The 15,383-nt window shown below is 42.0% G+C and carries 13 protein-coding genes and 1 pseudogene; 7 read left to right on the top strand and 7 right to left on the bottom strand.

Annotation, left to right across the window (positions count from 1 at the left end; all coding sequences use genetic code 11):
* Window positions 1-222: 222 nt before the first annotated feature.
* Window positions 223-1,167 (bottom strand): serine protease, encoded by a 945-nt coding sequence (locus tag F6K46_RS26715; protein WP_293060713.1) that lies wholly within the window; start codon window positions 1,165-1,167, stop codon window positions 223-225.
* 105 nt (window positions 1,168-1,272) lie between these two features.
* Window positions 1,273-1,695: a hypothetical protein gene (locus F6K46_RS26710; RefSeq protein ID WP_293060711.1), complete on the bottom strand. Its 423-nt coding sequence runs from the start codon at window positions 1,693-1,695 to the stop codon at window positions 1,273-1,275.
* A 341-nt stretch (window positions 1,696-2,036) separates the two neighbouring features.
* Between F6K46_RS26710 and F6K46_RS26705 the strand changes: the two are divergent.
* The 4 genes and pseudogenes from F6K46_RS26705 (at window position 2,037) to F6K46_RS26690 (ending at window position 3,634) form a co-directional block, all read left to right on the top strand.
* Window positions 2,037-2,237 (top strand): annotated as a pseudogene (locus F6K46_RS26705) (hypothetical protein).
* Window positions 2,238-2,611: 374 nt separating this feature from the next.
* Complete coding sequence (locus F6K46_RS26700) at window positions 2,612-3,064, top strand: hypothetical protein (RefSeq protein ID WP_075902979.1); 453 nt, start codon at window positions 2,612-2,614, stop codon at window positions 3,062-3,064.
* A gap of 80 nt (window positions 3,065-3,144) precedes the next feature.
* The gene (locus tag F6K46_RS26695; RefSeq protein ID WP_293117529.1) at window positions 3,145-3,390 is read left to right on the top strand and encodes a hypothetical protein; all 246 of its coding nucleotides are present in this window, start codon (window positions 3,145-3,147) and stop codon (window positions 3,388-3,390) included.
* Window positions 3,383-3,634: a type II toxin-antitoxin system RelE/ParE family toxin gene (locus F6K46_RS26690; RefSeq protein ID WP_293060709.1), complete on the top strand. Its 252-nt coding sequence runs from the start codon at window positions 3,383-3,385 to the stop codon at window positions 3,632-3,634. Before F6K46_RS26695 ends, F6K46_RS26690 begins: the two co-directional genes overlap by 8 nt.
* Window positions 3,635-4,791: 1,157 nt before the next feature.
* Here F6K46_RS26690 and F6K46_RS26685 read toward each other — a convergent pair.
* Window positions 4,792-5,565 carry a hypothetical protein gene (locus tag F6K46_RS26685; protein ID WP_293060708.1) on the bottom strand — a complete coding sequence of 258 codons (774 nt, stop codon included), beginning with the start codon at window positions 5,563-5,565 and terminating at the stop codon, window positions 4,792-4,794.
* 288 nt (window positions 5,566-5,853) lie between these two features.
* Between F6K46_RS26685 and F6K46_RS26680 the strand changes: the two genes are divergently transcribed.
* Window positions 5,854-5,982, top strand: coding sequence for a hypothetical protein (locus F6K46_RS26680; RefSeq protein WP_293060707.1), 129 nt, complete (start codon window positions 5,854-5,856; stop codon window positions 5,980-5,982).
* Here F6K46_RS26680 and F6K46_RS26675 read toward each other — a convergent pair.
* The 4 genes from F6K46_RS26675 to F6K46_RS26660 form a co-directional block, all read right to left on the bottom strand.
* Entirely contained in the window at window positions 5,966-8,557 is a 2,592-nt protein-coding gene (locus F6K46_RS26675) for a CHASE2 domain-containing protein (protein ID WP_293060706.1), read from the bottom strand. The two genes, F6K46_RS26680 and F6K46_RS26675, sit on opposite strands and share 17 nt — an antisense overlap.
* A gap of 264 nt (window positions 8,558-8,821) precedes the next feature.
* Window positions 8,822-9,868 (bottom strand): DUF1822 family protein, encoded by a 1,047-nt coding sequence (locus F6K46_RS26670; protein WP_293117526.1) that lies wholly within the window; start codon window positions 9,866-9,868, stop codon window positions 8,822-8,824.
* On the bottom strand, window positions 9,858-10,088 hold the full coding sequence (locus F6K46_RS26665) for a hypothetical protein (protein ID WP_158069767.1): 231 nt from the start codon (window positions 10,086-10,088) through the stop codon (window positions 9,858-9,860). Before F6K46_RS26665 ends, F6K46_RS26670 begins: the two co-directional genes overlap by 11 nt.
* Before the next feature lie 436 nt (window positions 10,089-10,524).
* Complete coding sequence (locus tag F6K46_RS26660; protein ID WP_293060701.1) at window positions 10,525-12,102, bottom strand: hypothetical protein; 1,578 nt, start codon at window positions 12,100-12,102, stop codon at window positions 10,525-10,527.
* Window positions 12,103-12,279: 177 nt separating this feature from the next.
* Here F6K46_RS26660 and F6K46_RS26655 point away from each other — a divergent pair, with 177 nt between their 5' ends.
* Both F6K46_RS26655 and F6K46_RS26650 read left to right on the top strand, forming a co-directional pair.
* Window positions 12,280-12,405: a hypothetical protein gene (locus F6K46_RS26655; protein WP_293039094.1), complete on the top strand. Its 126-nt coding sequence runs from the start codon at window positions 12,280-12,282 to the stop codon at window positions 12,403-12,405.
* 20 nt (window positions 12,406-12,425) lie between these two features.
* Window positions 12,426-15,245 carry a CHAT domain-containing protein gene (locus F6K46_RS26650; RefSeq protein ID WP_293060699.1) on the top strand — a complete coding sequence of 940 codons (2,820 nt, stop codon included), beginning with the start codon at window positions 12,426-12,428 and terminating at the stop codon, window positions 15,243-15,245.
* The last annotated feature ends 138 nt before the right edge of the window (window positions 15,246-15,383 follow it).

The raw sequence follows: 15,383 nt of genomic DNA, 5'->3' as shown, positions 1-15,383 counted from the left end.
TGACGGTTTTGTCCTTTGTTAGTTGATTTGTAAGCAGTCAGCAGTCAGCAGTCAGCTTTGTGGAACAGGCTTCCAGCCTGTGAAGCATCGGTCAGCGGTCAGCTGATAACTGATAACTGAATGTTGATCACTGTTCGCGTAGCGTGCGCGTAGCGCATAAGCTGATAGCTGACCGCTGATACCTGACCGCTGATACCTGACGGCTGATTAGTCCCGGAGATATTAAAGATTTTTCCAAGCGGACATATTATCAAACACAGACTTATTGATCCGGACAGCACTGTTAGGACAGCCACCATAACCGTGAATTCCCACTGCATGGCGTTCACCATCTTGGAAGCGCCAGATGGGGCTACCACTTTGACCGCCATAGGTATCGAGCATATAGGAGAGCTTGCCACCACTGATGCTGGTAATTCGGCCAGCATTGAACCATTGTGTGCCAAATGGTTTGTCACCAGCGTAGCCAGAGTTATTTACCTGTAGATTTGTCAGTAACTCGTCGGATAGATTGATAAATCCGAACCAGCCGACTCGGTTCCCTAGGGTGTCATCCGGTAGAATAATTGCTCCGTAGTCGAAGTCATCATCTTGTTCTTGTGTCCAGCCTTTTACACTGCGGAAGGACGTGGCAACTTGGGAGCCGAAGGGAGCTTCGTTCTCATCCATACCGGGAAAGACCTCAATTTTCTGCGCCCAACCATTAGCACTATGGCTATAGACGCAATGTCCAGAAGTCATTACTGTCCGTGGTCCTATGAACCAGCCAGTACACCGGGACCGGCTGCCATCAGCTTTGGTAATGATTAACTGGCAAATCCATCGCCAGGGAACACTAGTAGCTGGGGAAATACGGATGCGGTCGTCACTACCACATACTGACTCCGGTCTTTGGAATTCTTTAGCACCAGCATCTGGAAGATTTTCCAAATCTTCTGTGACCAAAATTCTTTCGTCGAAATCCAAACCGTCATTAAGCGCTCGGGATTTATTGAATCCGGGTACTGCTTCGATTTGACCGCGACCCATCATTCCCTCAAATTCGTCTTCGTAATCTATTGACTGGGATGGAGTTTCGCTGGAAGTGATTTCATGGAGCGGCTGATCGTCCCGTTCTATTTCCTTGGCTTGGTTGGTTTGATTGGAAACTCTTTCAGTTTCTGACATAACCATTCTCCTGACAATTAACTACTAAAAAGAACTCAATTGAATGTTCTTTCTATGTACATAATCGCAAGGCTGCACTAGGGTTGACAGTACCCTTGCGGGTACTTATGGCAACCATGGAATCGGGAATCGGGAATCGGGAATCGGGAATCGGGAATCGGGAATCGGGAATCGGGAATCGGGAATCGGGAATCGGGAATCGGGAATCGGGAATCGGGAATCGGGAGCGTACGCATTCTGTAGGGTGGGCATTGCCGGTTTACTTACCCAAATCCTGCCCAAATTGATCTCAGCAATGCCCACCAAAGGATTCTGTAGGGTGGGCATGGCCGGTTTACTTACCCAAATCCTGGCCAAATTGATCTCAGCAATGCCCACCAAAGCATTCTGTAGGGTGGGCATGGCCGGTTTACTTACCCAAATCCTGCCCAAATTGATCTCAGCAATGCCCACCAAAGGATTCTGTAGGGTGGGCATTGCCGGTTTACTTACCCAAATCCTGCCCAAATTCATCTGAGCAATGCCCACCAACCAAGGTACCCATGGCCGGTTTCTGAACCAATGCCCACCCTAGGATTATTGTGGATTGGTGGGCATTGCCCATTTCATTGATCGCCGTTCAATAATGATATTGATCAGCAATTACTAGCCTAGGATTATTGTGGATTGGTGGGCATTTACCATTTCATTGATCGCCGTTAAATCATGATATTAATCAGCAATGCCCACCCTACGATTTTTCAATAATGCTACGCTTTTTTTATTCCCCCTAAAACTTACCAAAAAAACCTTTTTTTTAAATCCTTTAATATTTAAAAAATAATCATTACAATTATCAAACTAAACAGAAGAATTTCAAGTGTTGATATATGTCAAAATACTTTAATCCAAACTTCAATAAACAACCTGTTTATCACACTTTTAAAGGCTCTCGTGAAGCAGTAATCTATAGTATCCAAATGCTTTATAAATTGGGCTATGCATAGATTGCCGAATGGTCTCCTCTTGAGCCGACTGAGGTTCCAGGGGAAGTCATTACTAAAATGATGAAGTATTGGCTGTTACCATAACACCTTGTCTTGATGCAGTCGCTCATGGGGGAAACCCCCAAGACCGCGCTGCATCGCTAAATTTCTGGGGGGTTTTCCCCCCTGGCAAAGGCTCGAATCTGTTACTGTAGCTTGGCTTTTGGCCAATTACATCGAATACATCAGGTTGGGTTTGGAAACTCATTGACATAGATAATTAAAATAGCCGTGGATAGTCTTTCTACGGCTATTTTTTTATTTTGATAGCGCTGTTTTATTCCCAGTAATCAATTTTATGTAAATGTTAATTTTTGTCAAACAATCAATATTACGGAATTTTATAGTATAATTTATTTAAATGCCAACCGTTATATAAGTTAGGTTTCAGTAAGATAAACTTAACTATTAGTTTGATTATGAAGCTTGATACTCTTGTAGATTTTGGATCAATTATCGGAGCTTTTTTGGCTGCAATAGGCTTCCTAGTTTCTTTAAGACAATTCAAGCTCAGTAGAACCATGTCTTATATGCAGCACTTGAGTGATCCCTCAATGATAGAAACAAGGGTTGATGTGGATGCTTGGTTAGACTCTTCAGATGATGATAATGCTCGCCTACTTCAGCTACAAGAAGATACTGAATTGCACACTAAAGTAAAAGTTTTCCTGAGTTTCTGCAATCAGATTTCTATTGCTTACCGATTTGGAGCAATTCACAATAAGATGGCATTTGATATTTGGAATCCTTTTATACCTTATTATTGGGACAGGTTAAGATTTTATATTGCTTGGCGACGTTCTCAGGGATATAGCATAGGTCATAACTTAGAAAAATTTGCCAGAGACATACGAAGTTTTAATAGAAAATAGACATCTCCAAAAAAGCAAATTTTTTTTTAGATTATATTAAAATTCAATAACCCTTGCCAAAAACACTACAACTTATAACTATGACAAATTACAATCAGGTACTTAATCAAATTCATTCTCTTAGTCTCTCTGACCAACTACGATTACTAGATGAATTAAAAGTCTTAGTTAATCAAGCGATAGAAGTAGAAGGAGATGAGGAAACCATTCCAATTACAGAAATTGTTCAAAGTCAAGAAGCTTGGGAAAATTATCTATCAGGTAACGATAAAGGAATTTCATCTAAAGATTTAAAGCGTAAGTTATTCGGAGATAATTTTGATTGACTATATTCTCTTAAAACAAGCTGAACGCTATTTAATGCGAATGCAAACCGATGATAAAATTCGGATAATTAATGCGTTAGATACCTTAATTTCTAATCCTTCGACGCTGGATATTAAATCCTTAAAAGGTCGTCCTGAATTTCGTTTGCGTGTAGGTAAGTATCGGATATTATTTAGGAAAGATCGAGAAAAGCAAGTTTATATTATCACTGCAATTGGTTCTCGTGGAGATGTTTATAAGTAAATGCGATCGCGTACTCCCGAGCATTCTGTAGGGTGGGCATTGCCGGTTTACTTACCCAAATCCTGCCCAAATTCATCTGAGCAATGCCCACCAACGTGCGCTACCCATGGCCGGTTTCTGAACCAATGCCCACCCTAGGATTCTCTCGGCAATACCTAGCAAAAAGCAACGGCGAGTCCCATTGAGGAATAGGCTCGCCGTTGGTGGATATGGGTTAGAAGTGGAGTATTGAGGGTTGAGTTGCCAGGAGAAGGTAACGGAGCGATCGCCCCGTTACCTTTCTACCCTACGGCAAAGGTTTTCCTTCCTTAATTACCAATAATTATCATTCTCTTTGTAGAATGTTTTATTTTTTGGAAGTCCGATACTTTTTAGCTACCAAAATCTACTTTGCAGATTAAAGCCCACTAATGCAAGCTGCTCTCGCAGCCAGGGGGTATCTCCCAAGGCCAAGATCGGTTTTGTTCCGCTCAAGGCGCATAAATCTGTGTTTAATAGAAAACGCAACCACTATCATGGTTTGCTTTGGTTTTCGGCTTCAATTCAAGTTACAGAATGTTTTCAATGACACTAGATTAATAATCAAAGTCTAACATATTTTTGTAGATACTGCCAGATATTTGTAGAAAATCGTCAACAGTGGCTAGCCTCATGGGTTTACATAAGCTTGCTGTGATGGTACTATAGTTCATTTGTTCTGCAACGCAAGACCTGCTCCCCCCAGTTCCTAATTTTTAGTTGGAACAAGTTTATTATTACAGGGTAAGCGCATCTAATTTTGTATAAAAACATACAGATTAATTTATGAATATATGTTTATGTGCCAGTTTGAGCATTCTGTAGGGTGGGCATTGCCGGTTTACTTACCCAAATCCTGCCCAAATTTATCTGAGCAATGCCCACCAACCAGGGTACCCATGGCCGGTTTCTGAACCAATGCCCACTACGATTATTCTGGATTGGTGGGCATTGCCCATGTAATTGCTCGGCGTTCAATCATGATTTTGATCAGCAATGCCCACCCTACGATTCATTTGCACCATTGTGATTAATCGTCAGTGGGCAGTGGATTGGTGGGCATTGCCCATGTAATTGCTCGGCGTTCAATAATGATCTTCATCAGCAATGCCCACCCTACTTGGTCTATTCCCTATTCCCTACTCCGGACAAAAATCATTATTGTTAATCTTATCAATAAGATCAGTTACCTCAGCTGGAGGATTAGGCATCCGATAAATTTCCCGTAATGCATCTGACCAAAGTTGTTTGTTGATGAAATAGTTAATTCGTTTCAGAGCAATCTGATCAGCACTCGCATCTTGAGCTTTCAGATTACTTTCTAATGCAGTTAAGTCAGCGGTGATTTGATTACGCTTTTCGTCATTCATTAAACGAAAACTTTTCTTAGTAGGAAGTTCTTCTAAAGGAATTGTATTCCGCCAAAAGTAAGCTTTACCTGGTTGTAAGGGCTTCCCTTCATAAACGATACTAGTAGTAGTAGGCTCTAAGGGTTGCTCCCACAATTGTTGATTAGTACGATAGTCACGCACTTCAATACCTTTCATTTCTCCTTGCCATAGGAATAGGGGTTGCTCACTCCAAATTTCTAAGCTTCCATTCTGTTCAGCATTCGGGTCATAATCTGGTAGCTGACCAGGGGTGAGCATACATAAATTTTGCTCGATCAGATCATTTTCCTCGATCAGATTATCATCTGTTGAGTTTCCTCTTGAGCCCCCTTCATCTTTTTTACGTCGCAATATATCCCAGATATCACCCCATTTTAAGGTGACTAGCTGGCCTTGAGACTGGGATAACTGCTGATCAGACTGAGGTCTTTTTACTATTGCATTAATAGGCAGTGCAGAAGAACAGACTAGCACGACCATTGTTAGTAATAGTGTGGATTTGTTCTGAATTATTTTAGGCATAATATGCTTCCTGACTGATAAGTTAATGATTAAATAAAGCATTTATCGCAGTTATGATAATTGCTATATTTGACTAGGGATCCCCCCTAACCCCCCTTAATAAGGGGGGAACTTGATTCGATTCAAACATTCCCTTAATCAGGGGGGGAGCTGATTCGATTCAAACATTCCCTTAATCAGGGGGGGAGCTGATTCGATTCAAACATTCCCTTAATCAGGGGGGAACTTGATTCCAGTAAACCATTCTTTTCTATTGCCTTTTGCCTTAACAGAATAAGCTTTGTAATCATGAGTAGAATAATTGCTATAATGTTCCCGATTCTCGATTCTCGATTCCCGATTCCCTACTCCCTACTCCCTACTCCCTACTCCCTACTCCCTACTCCCTACTCCCTACTCCCTACTCCCTTTGCGTAACGCTATAGATCCTAAACACTACTAAAGGCATCAAAGTAGGTAGCAGCACCTTCAAGGAGATATAAACTTGTAGTGAAACCAAGCAATAAACTAACCAATAAAGCAACCAAGCATTACCTAGATTGATCAAGAATGATCCTAAATCAATTGTGATAATTTTTCTTCCCTGCTCCCTGCTCCCTGCTCCCTGCTCCCTATTCCCTTGTTTAGGATAATCCTGTTTAATTAACCTAAATCCCTTACCTAAAACAGCGGTTAGTAAAATCATCAAGGCATTAGGAATTGGTATCACCAGATGCTGGGAAAAAAGATGGTGGGCGATGTAACTATGGGCTTCACCACCAGTAAATGATGATTTGCTATCGAACCAGTCTTGCCAACCCTCTGAACGACGCCAGAAGGCTACCGGAAGGGGAAGCAGATTATTATCTTGCCCTTCTTGATCAATTCCTGCTTCTTTATATCCTCCTGAAGCAACAATCACAATGGTCTGGTTAAGGCTGAGACCATCAGCTAGAGCATCTCCAGAACAGGAGCCTAATAACTCACAAGCAGAAATTTTTTGATAAACCTGCTCTGGAGGGAGGGAATAGTCAATAATCGGTTGAAACCATTGTAAGAAATATGCGATCGCAGGACGTTTTACCCTCCCCAACCAAGCCAGTTGTGTATCAGCTTGTGTATTAGTTTGTGTATGGGCTTGTGTATTGGCTTGTGTATCGGCACCATTAAGCAAATCAATCACTGAAGTCCTAAATTTCTGATTACTGTCTTGAAGCTCAGGTAATCCCATCGCTAATTGAGTAGTGCCGGAATCTTGATTACGTAAACAATAGGAAAGGACTAGTAAATAGCTAAACGGACAACTTTGATCACACTTATTGCTAGGTAACTCTACATACCAATCATAGGTTGTAATATCTCCCTCCATGGTTTGATTGAGGTTAGCAATTTGAGCACTCACCCCATAATAATCAGCAGGATGCTCAGCTTCAATTGCTGCCCAAACTAACCACGTATTCCTGTTAATCGCTTCAGTAATTGATTGCCGTAACTGTTTACTATTATCGGGCTGTTGTTTGTCTTGATCTAAAATATAATCAAACCCAATTATCCGAGCATTACTGGTAACTAATTTATCCAATATACTTGCTAAGTAACCATAATCCATATACCTGCCATCAACCAATTTAACGTTGTCCTGTTCAAGAGACTTGTTATCAATTTGAACTAACCGAACTGGAGACTGAACTGGAGAAGGATTAGCTTGCCACTGCACCTGCTGAGTAACCTCACGGTAACCAGCTTGTAACAACAGACGAAATTCTAGCAGTAAATCCTGAACAGGTGGGATTAAACTAACGGTTAACCATGCCGATAACCAAAGGGCTTGTTTCTTAGTAGGTAACCAATTTCTGAGACTGTGCCCTAAACCGAATGGTTCCAAGCGAAACAGTACTGATTGGGGATGGCGAAATAAGGTAGGGATTAGGTAAGCAGAAGGATAGGTAAGATTTTGTTGGTCTTTGAGAAAAGCACAAGCATCCCTTAGGGCTTCATGAACATCCTTATACTCAGCCAAACTGTTGAGAAACTGGACAATAAAAACTTGAGCAACCTGATTGTGAATAGGTTCTGCCATCACCGCCACTTGAGGTAAGCCTAAAGCAATTAGGGATTCCGCAATTGAGATACCATCACAAGAATTAAAAATAGCAAACTTTAGTCCATTAGCTATCCCTTGTTGGAGGGATTGTTTAATCTCATTAATTCCTAGAGAAGCATCAGGAGCAATATGTAATTCCCCACCAGTAAAGGCAGTTTCATTACTATGTCCAGCAAAAAATAAAATATCCCAACCCCTAGGATTAGTAATTTCCTTAACGATTTCTTGCTTAAGAGTACTAGAGTCTTTTTCTGGTTGCCAACCAATAAATTTGATTTCAGCCAGCTTAGACAGGTGAGCTAACGCCTTGCGGTCTTCTTCAAAGTCTAATCCTTTTTCATCACCTAAGATAGCCAACACTCTGGCTCGGCGACGGATACCAGGAATAATTTTATCATGACTAATACCAGCATGGATAGTATTAGAAACCCGAGCTATTCGGATAGTTCCGAATCCGGATAGATTAGTCCTAGTCGTAGTACTAATTTCCCACGCTTCCCAAGGTAAGCGAGTTAATTCAGGACAGTTACAGGTGAGGATAATATCAACCCAATAGCGACGATTACTAGAGGAATCTGTAGCTGCCTTAGCAATTTCCTCACGAATCTCATATAACTCTCCATCCCGTAACCACCGATCAAATAGTGATAAAAACCTAGCTTCTGCTTCTCGCAAAAATCCAGCATGATCCTTCTTCGAGGATGGAATACTACCACTTTTTTTTATTTTAATAACTCGCAAATCTCGGTAACAATTAATGTAAGCATGTTTCCAGTCTTGGTAACCTTGATCAAGGTCTTGAGGATAATCTACTATGGCAGCAATAGTCTTACCATTTTCCCAAGATAACTCAAAGTTACATCCTGACTTAATTTTGATGACTTTAAGGTGAAAAATTTTACTTTTCATGTTACTTATAGTAGTCAGCGGTCAGTTATAATCGTAGGGTGGGCAGTGCCTAGCAACGCCCTTTGCAAGCTTCAAAATCTGTCTGATGCACTGCCCACCGACATGCACTTTTCATCTTACTTACCTCTCACTAGTGATTAATCTGCTGGTGGGCAGTGCCTAACAATGCCCTTTAGAAAAACATCAATCTAACTGATGCACTGCCCACCCTACATGAAATCCCGATTCCCGATTCCCGATTCCCGATTCCCGATTCCCGATTCCCTACTCCCTACTCCCTTTAAATTCAAACAACATCGACGTTTGTGCTGTTTCATCAGCAGTGGTAATTGTAGCTAGAAACTTTTCATGATTAGCCCCCACAAACTGAGTAAATAAATAGTCCTCATTAGTGCTCAATTCCTGCTGATCCAAGACCATAGTATAATCAGTAATACGTAATTTTATTCCCGAAGGTGGAGTATTACCTGGGCTAGCTCCCAGGATTAGCACTATAGTCCAATCTCCCTCTGGTTCAGACTGGGGTAATTGCCAAGTTATAGCATAAAGGCGCAGTGGAATTCCAGCTAGTTGGAATTCTCGATAACTACGGACAGCGGCAGCAGGAATTTCGATATCAATAATAGTTAGAATCTCAGCTAATTCTTGGGCTGGGATACGACTAAACCGCAAGGCTGGGGAAGGTGCTGGTAATAGCTGCCAAGATAACTCTTGAGCTAGGTCATCAATTTGATTATATAACCATTGTCCCACATCAATCGCCCGTTGATTCAGGATTTCGATTACGTCTCTAACATAATTAGGCTCAGGCTGTGGTATTTCTGGTAAAGGAATTTCCTCAGGAGAGAGACATTGTAAATCCAGTAGTAAGTCGTCTCCACTCATAGTAAACCTAGATAAAGGGAGCTCGTAATTATGATCAGAGCCAACAACTAGATTACTAATATCTCTGACTAACTGGTCGTATCGATTTACCCCTTTAATCCCAGCAATACCTAAGTCATCATCAATGGCAATCACAACATAAAAATGAGCAGTGAATTGGGGAATAGTAACAATCCCTTCAGGCATAGTTACGAAGGGGTCACTAAATCCAAAGCTAGGAATAAGGCAAATCTTGAAATCTCCTACCTGTAGATTACACACAGCATTAATAGCTTGGGAAATAGCTTGATATAATCCCGAGTATCCTAACCCATTAGCTGCCCGTTCTAGCCGTAAACTTGGCTCTCGTTTTTCCAGCCAATCTTCAAAGACTAGTAAGGCTAACTCTTGGAGATAGATAGCTAATGTTCCTGGTTTATCTGCCATCTGGTTGGCTATATCCAGGGCTTGTTGTTGTTGTTCTAATTCCAGCGTTAGGGTTTCCGTTAATGCTGGAAAGGAAATCATTTCTGTAGATGTATTTAGCATTTTCAGTTGAGAATATATTGAGGGAACAGGGAATCGGGAATCGGGAATCGGGAATCGGGAGTCGGGAGTCGGGAGTCGGGAATCGGGAGTCGGGAGTCGGGAGTCGGGAGTAGACCATGATTGAGATCCCCCTAAATCCCCCTTAATAAGGGGGACTTTTGAATCTAATTACTCCCTTCGTTTTTTAAGGGGACTTTTGAATCTAATTTTTACCTTCCTTTTTTAAGGGGCGTTTTGAATCTAATTCCCCCCTTTTTTAAGGGGGGTTAGGGGGGATCTATGAACAGAGAATAGGGAATCGGGAGTCGGGAGTCGGGAGTCGGGAGTAGACCATGATTGAGATCCCCCTAAATCCCCCTTAATAAGGGGGACTTTTGAATCTAATTACTCCCTTCGTTTTTTAAGGGGACTTTTGAATCTAATTTTTACCTTCCTTTTTTAAGGGGCGTTTTGAATCTAATTCCCCCCTTTGTTAAGGGGGGTTAGGGGGGATCTATGAACAGGGAATAAGCAACGCCAAAATTCCAATAAAATTCCCACACTCCCCACACTCCCTACTCCCGATTCCCGATTCCCGATTCCCCACTCCCGATTCCCGATTCCCGATTCCCCACTCCCTTTTTTAATATTTCACATAAAGTCCTAGAAAAATTACTAGACAGTTTGTATTTGTTTTTAACAAAGGTTTCCTTCCTAGCTGCAGTCATAATCCGGTTAATTTCTTCTTCCAAAAACTGACTAATTCGTTGCTCTAATTCTTTAACCTCTTGTGCAGAAGCGTAGGCTTGGCCTAACTCCACGAGTTGGTGATGTAATCTTACGGAAGTGCGTCTCGCAATATCAGCTCGAAAGGCTTTCAGGTCTAGCAAGCGACTGACTTGATATTGAGCAGTGAAGCCGATTGTGGCAGCAATTTTGGTCATAGTAACATGCTGACAGTGAAATAAATCTAGTGCTTGTAAAAATTGCTGATGTCTCTGCTTTTGTTGACGACTTAGATAAGCAACGCGGTTTTGTATAACGTCTTGAATAGCAGTAGTTAAACAATCCTGTAGTAATTGGTCATAGGCAGCTAATACCTCGTCTTCCTCCTGATTGTTACTGGTATCATCAGCTGCTAATTGATGCTCAAATTTTCCTAAAGCTTGAGTGGTAACATTCCTGCCACGATTCTTTTTATAGTCTCGAATTAGCTGAGCTAACCGTTGTAAATCAGTAAGTACTGCTTCTGGAGATAGTTTCCCTATGGATGAACCCAAGGTTGTGATCAGCTGTAATTGTTCTTTCCTAGGAATTGGGTAAGGAGTGGTGAGTTTACCTAAGCCTTGTTGTTGTCGTTGTTGGTTAATTTGATTACGCTCTGCTTGCAGTTGACGTACATAAACCGTTTGATAACTTTCTAATAACTCACGATAGTGGTTAATTTCCTGTGCAGTTAGCTGATGAAACTCCGATAGAATACGGTGTAGTTTACCAGGAGTAGTTTGTTTCAGTAATAACCAATCCGTTACCTGCTCAATTCCATAGTATAGTAAAAATTGTTTCACATCCTTATTCGTTTTAACCAGTCTTTTTGTCCAGGAAAATAAGCTACTTTTATTTGGGTCAAAGGTTTGTAACGTATAGCTAGTTATAGAATTAACTCCCCCTAATTTATGCCCTTGCTCGCCCTCAGGATAACGGTCAAGGACTAATGGCAGTAGGTCATTGATGGTAAAGTTATGCTGCTGACCAAATTGCTCTACTAACTGATAACAAACTTCCTTGATTTGGTGAGAAACTAAACAACGTAGACAAACCTCAGCCAGCTCAAGGTCGTCGTCTTGGCTGTGATAAAGTTGCCACAGTCTGCTAATCAGTGCTTGGTCTATGGTGTCTTCATCTGTAGACAAAGTAAGAGATTGGGCACTGATAAATTCCTTAGCCTTTTCTATCGGTTTAGTTTGATGTTGACCCAAACGATTAATATAATTGAGTGTCCAGTATTTGGCTAAGCTGGTCTTCATGAGGGAATCGGGAATCGGGAATCGGGAATCGGGAGTCGGGAGTCGGGAGTCGGGAATAAAATTTAGATATATCTCACGCTTACTAGGAAATGCTATATATAGCAATCTCCCCGGACAAAGAACCAAATGTCATTCTTACCTATCTGGTAACTATCGGAACCTATGCATTCTGTCAAAAAAACTGGGCTTGAAGTGTATAGCGCTACGCGCAAGGCAACAGGCAAGAGGCAAGAGGCAAAAGTTGACTACAAAAGGTTTTCAACTTGTATCAATGTCCTAACTTGAATGCGTAGTGCTATATAAGTGAAGGGCTTTCTCCCTGCTCCCGACTCCCGATTCCCGATTCCCGATTCCCGATTCCCGATTCCCGATTCCCGACTCCCTGAATCATTGCATAGGTTCAGAAATCTCTCAGATATGGCCAAGTAGGGAATAATTCAATATCCGATATGAAACTTAAGCAGCTCTTATGGTTGGGACTTCTCACTATCTGCCTCACCCCTGGGGTACTTCCTGTGGTAGCTAGATTCCTCACCTTACCAGCACTGGCTCAGGAACAAAACCCGGTTAGTCCAGAGCAAGAAGGAACTATAACCCCTAGTGATGCCATAGTTGAAGTAGACAGTAAGCAAGCCGAGGCGGACAAACTATTTCAGCAAGGACTTAGTCACGTTGGTCGCGGTGAGTTCCCAGAAGCATTAGAGTCTTGGCAGCAAGCATTGGTGATTTATAAACAAATCGGAGACCGTGGGGGTGAAGCTGCCTTGCTGATTGGTCTAGGTCTTGCATACGGTAATCTGGGAGAGTACAGAAAAGCCATTGATTACTTGCAAAAATACCTAGCTATTGATAGGGATGATAGGGAAATCTTTTACAGCGAAAGTGAAGTTACTTTCCTGAATAATCTGGGTCTTGCATACTCTGATCTGGGAGAATACAAAACAAAAATTTATGACCTCCAAAACTCCTTAGCTATTAATAGGGAAATCGGAAACCGCCAGGGTGAAGCTTACTCTCTGAATGATTTGGGTATTGTATACTATCATCTGGGAAACTACAAAAAAGCCATTGATTACTTCCAAAACTCCTTAGCTATTGCTAGGGAAATCTCAGACCGTAAAGGTGAAGCTAAATCCCTGATTGGTATGGGTAGTGCATACCGTACTCTCGGAGACTATAAAAAAGCCATTGATTACCTCCAACAATCTTTAGCTATTGCTAGGGAAATCGGACACCGCGAAGGTGAAGCTAACTCCCTGAATAATCTGGGTAGTGCATACCGTACTCTCGGAGACTATAAAAAAGCGATTGATTACCTCCAAAACTCCTTAGCTATTGATAGGGAAATCTCAGACCTTAAGGGTGAAGCTAAATCCCTGTATAATCTGGGTGTTGCATACAATTATCTGGGAGAGTACAAAAAAGCGATTGATTACCTCCAAAACTCCTTAGCTATTGATAGGGAAATCTCAGACCGTAAAGGTGAAGCTGGCTCCCTGATTGGTATGGGTGCTGCATACGATCATCTGGGAAACTATAAAAAAGCCATTGATTACCACCAACAATCCTTAGATATTGCTAGGGAAATCTCAGACCGCCAGGGTGAAGCTTGCTCCCTGACTAATCTCGGTCTTGCATACGTTAATTTGGGAGAGTACAAAAAAGCGATTGATTACCTCCAAAACTCCTTAGCTATTTATAGGGAAATCTCAGACCGTGAGGGTGAAGCTAACTCCCTGACTAATCTGGGTAATGCATACTTGAGTATAGGAGACTATAAAAAAGCCATTGATTACCACCAACAATCTTTAGCTATTGCTAGGGAAATCGGAGACCGCTTGGGTGAAGCTTGCTCCCTGACTAATCTCGGTGTTAACTTATTAAAAATAAATCAACTAGAACCAGCCGAGATTCACCTGTATGATGCCATTAAAATTCTGGAAGATATCCGCCATCTCCTCCGTAACAAAGATGATTGGAAGATTTCTATTTTTGAAGAACAAGCTCGTAGCTATCGTCTTTTACAACAGGTATTGATTGCTCAAGGAAAAGCCAAACAAGCCTTAGAGATTTCCGAACGGGGTCGCAACCGTGCTCTGATTGATTTATTAGCGGCACAGTTATCTGAAACTCCTCAAAAAAACAAAACTCTTACTCTGAAAGACATTCAAGAGATTGCTCAACAACAACAAGCCACTTTGGTGGAATATTCCATTGTTTATGACCAGATTTATATTTGGGTAATTGCTCCCACTGGGGAGATTACTTTCCGTCGTAATAAGTTACCCCAAGATACTTCTCTGGCCAAACTAGTAAAAGTCAGTCGTGAGCAGATTGGTGTCAGAGGTCGAGGTAATCAGAATCCTGCTTCACCACCAAACCCTAACAATAGTAATCCCCTACAACAACTCTACCAACTCCTGATTACTCCCATTGTTGACGTATTACCAATAAACCCATCAGACCGTATTATTTTTATTCCCCATCAAGAACTATTTCTGGTTCCCTTTGCTGCTCTGCTAGATGATAACCACAAGTTTCTGATCGAAAACCATACCATTCTCACTGCTCCTTCGATCCAATCCCTGTGGTTCACCCGTAAAAATTGGCATCGAGTCAAAGACAGCACCGGAACACCATTGATTGTGGGAAATCCCACCATGCCCAGCATTATAGGAGAGGAACAAAAACCGTTAAAGCCTCTACCGGGTGCAGAAACAGAAGCCTTAAGAATTGCTCAATTGCTGAATACCACTGCTCTAAATGGATCAGAAGCAACAGAACCAACCATTGTAGAAAAAATGGCCAATGCTTCGCTGATTCATTTAGCCACCCATGGTTTAGTCGATGGTATTTATTATCGAGGTGCGATCGCATTAGCTCCTGAGAAACCAGACCATGATGGCTTTCTCACCAGTCGTGAAATTTTGAATCGTTACACGGAATCGGAAAAATCCTTATTGAAAGCAAAGTTAGTGGTTCTGAGTGCTTGTGATACTGGTAGAGGTGAGATTAAAGGGGAAGGGGTAGTTGGTTTATCCCGTTCTTTGATTGCCGCCGGTGTACCCACATTGGTGGTGTCCTTATGGCAAGTGCCTGATGATGATACGGCCAAGTTGATGAGGGAGTTTTATACGAATATTTACACTCACAAATTCGATAAAGCCAAAGCCATGCGACAGGCGATGTTATCGATGCTCAATGATGGAGATGGTAATCCAGACCCGAAAGCTTGGGCGGCTTTTACGGTTATTGGTGAAACGAGGTAGAGAATTTAGGGTGTGGGGTGTGGGGAGGGTGGGGAGATGGGGAGATGGGGAGATGGGGAGATGGGGAGATGGGGAGATGGGGAGATGGGGAGATGGGGAGATGGGGAGATGGGGAGATGGGGGAGTGTGTAGTGGTGG

This window comes from Moorena sp. SIO3E8 (genome assembly GCF_010692445.1).
Taxonomy (GTDB): Bacteria; Cyanobacteriota; Cyanobacteriia; order Cyanobacteriales; family Coleofasciculaceae; genus Moorena; species Moorena bouillonii.
The sequence above is the reverse complement of the archived record's forward strand: the minus strand, read 5'-3'. Positions and strand labels throughout refer to the sequence as shown.

Excerpts from the sequence above, each read along its gene's own strand:
- F6K46_RS26715 (WP_293060713.1), bottom strand. The coding sequence starts at position 1,167 with ATGTCAGAAACTGAAAGAGTTTCCAATCAAACCAACCAAGCCAAGGAA.
- F6K46_RS26700 (WP_075902979.1), top strand. The coding sequence starts at position 2,612 with ATGAAGCTTGATACTCTTGTAGATTTTGGATCAATTATCGGAGCTTTT.
- F6K46_RS26695 (WP_293117529.1), top strand. The coding sequence starts at position 3,145 with ATGACAAATTACAATCAGGTACTTAATCAAATTCATTCTCTTAGTCTC.
- F6K46_RS26685 (WP_293060708.1), bottom strand. The coding sequence starts at position 5,565 with ATGCCTAAAATAATTCAGAACAAATCCACACTATTACTAACAATGGTC.
- F6K46_RS26680 (WP_293060707.1), top strand. The coding sequence starts at position 5,854 with ATGAGTAGAATAATTGCTATAATGTTCCCGATTCTCGATTCTCGATTC.
- F6K46_RS26675 (WP_293060706.1), bottom strand. The coding sequence starts at position 8,557 with ATGAAAAGTAAAATTTTTCACCTTAAAGTCATCAAAATTAAGTCAGGA.
- F6K46_RS26670 (WP_293117526.1), bottom strand. The coding sequence starts at position 9,868 with ATGGCAGATAAACCAGGAACATTAGCTATCTATCTCCAAGAGTTAGCC.
- F6K46_RS26665 (WP_158069767.1), bottom strand. The coding sequence starts at position 10,088 with ATGGTCTACTCCCGACTCCCGACTCCCGACTCCCGATTCCCGACTCCC.
- F6K46_RS26650 (WP_293060699.1), top strand. The coding sequence starts at position 12,426 with ATGAAACTTAAGCAGCTCTTATGGTTGGGACTTCTCACTATCTGCCTC.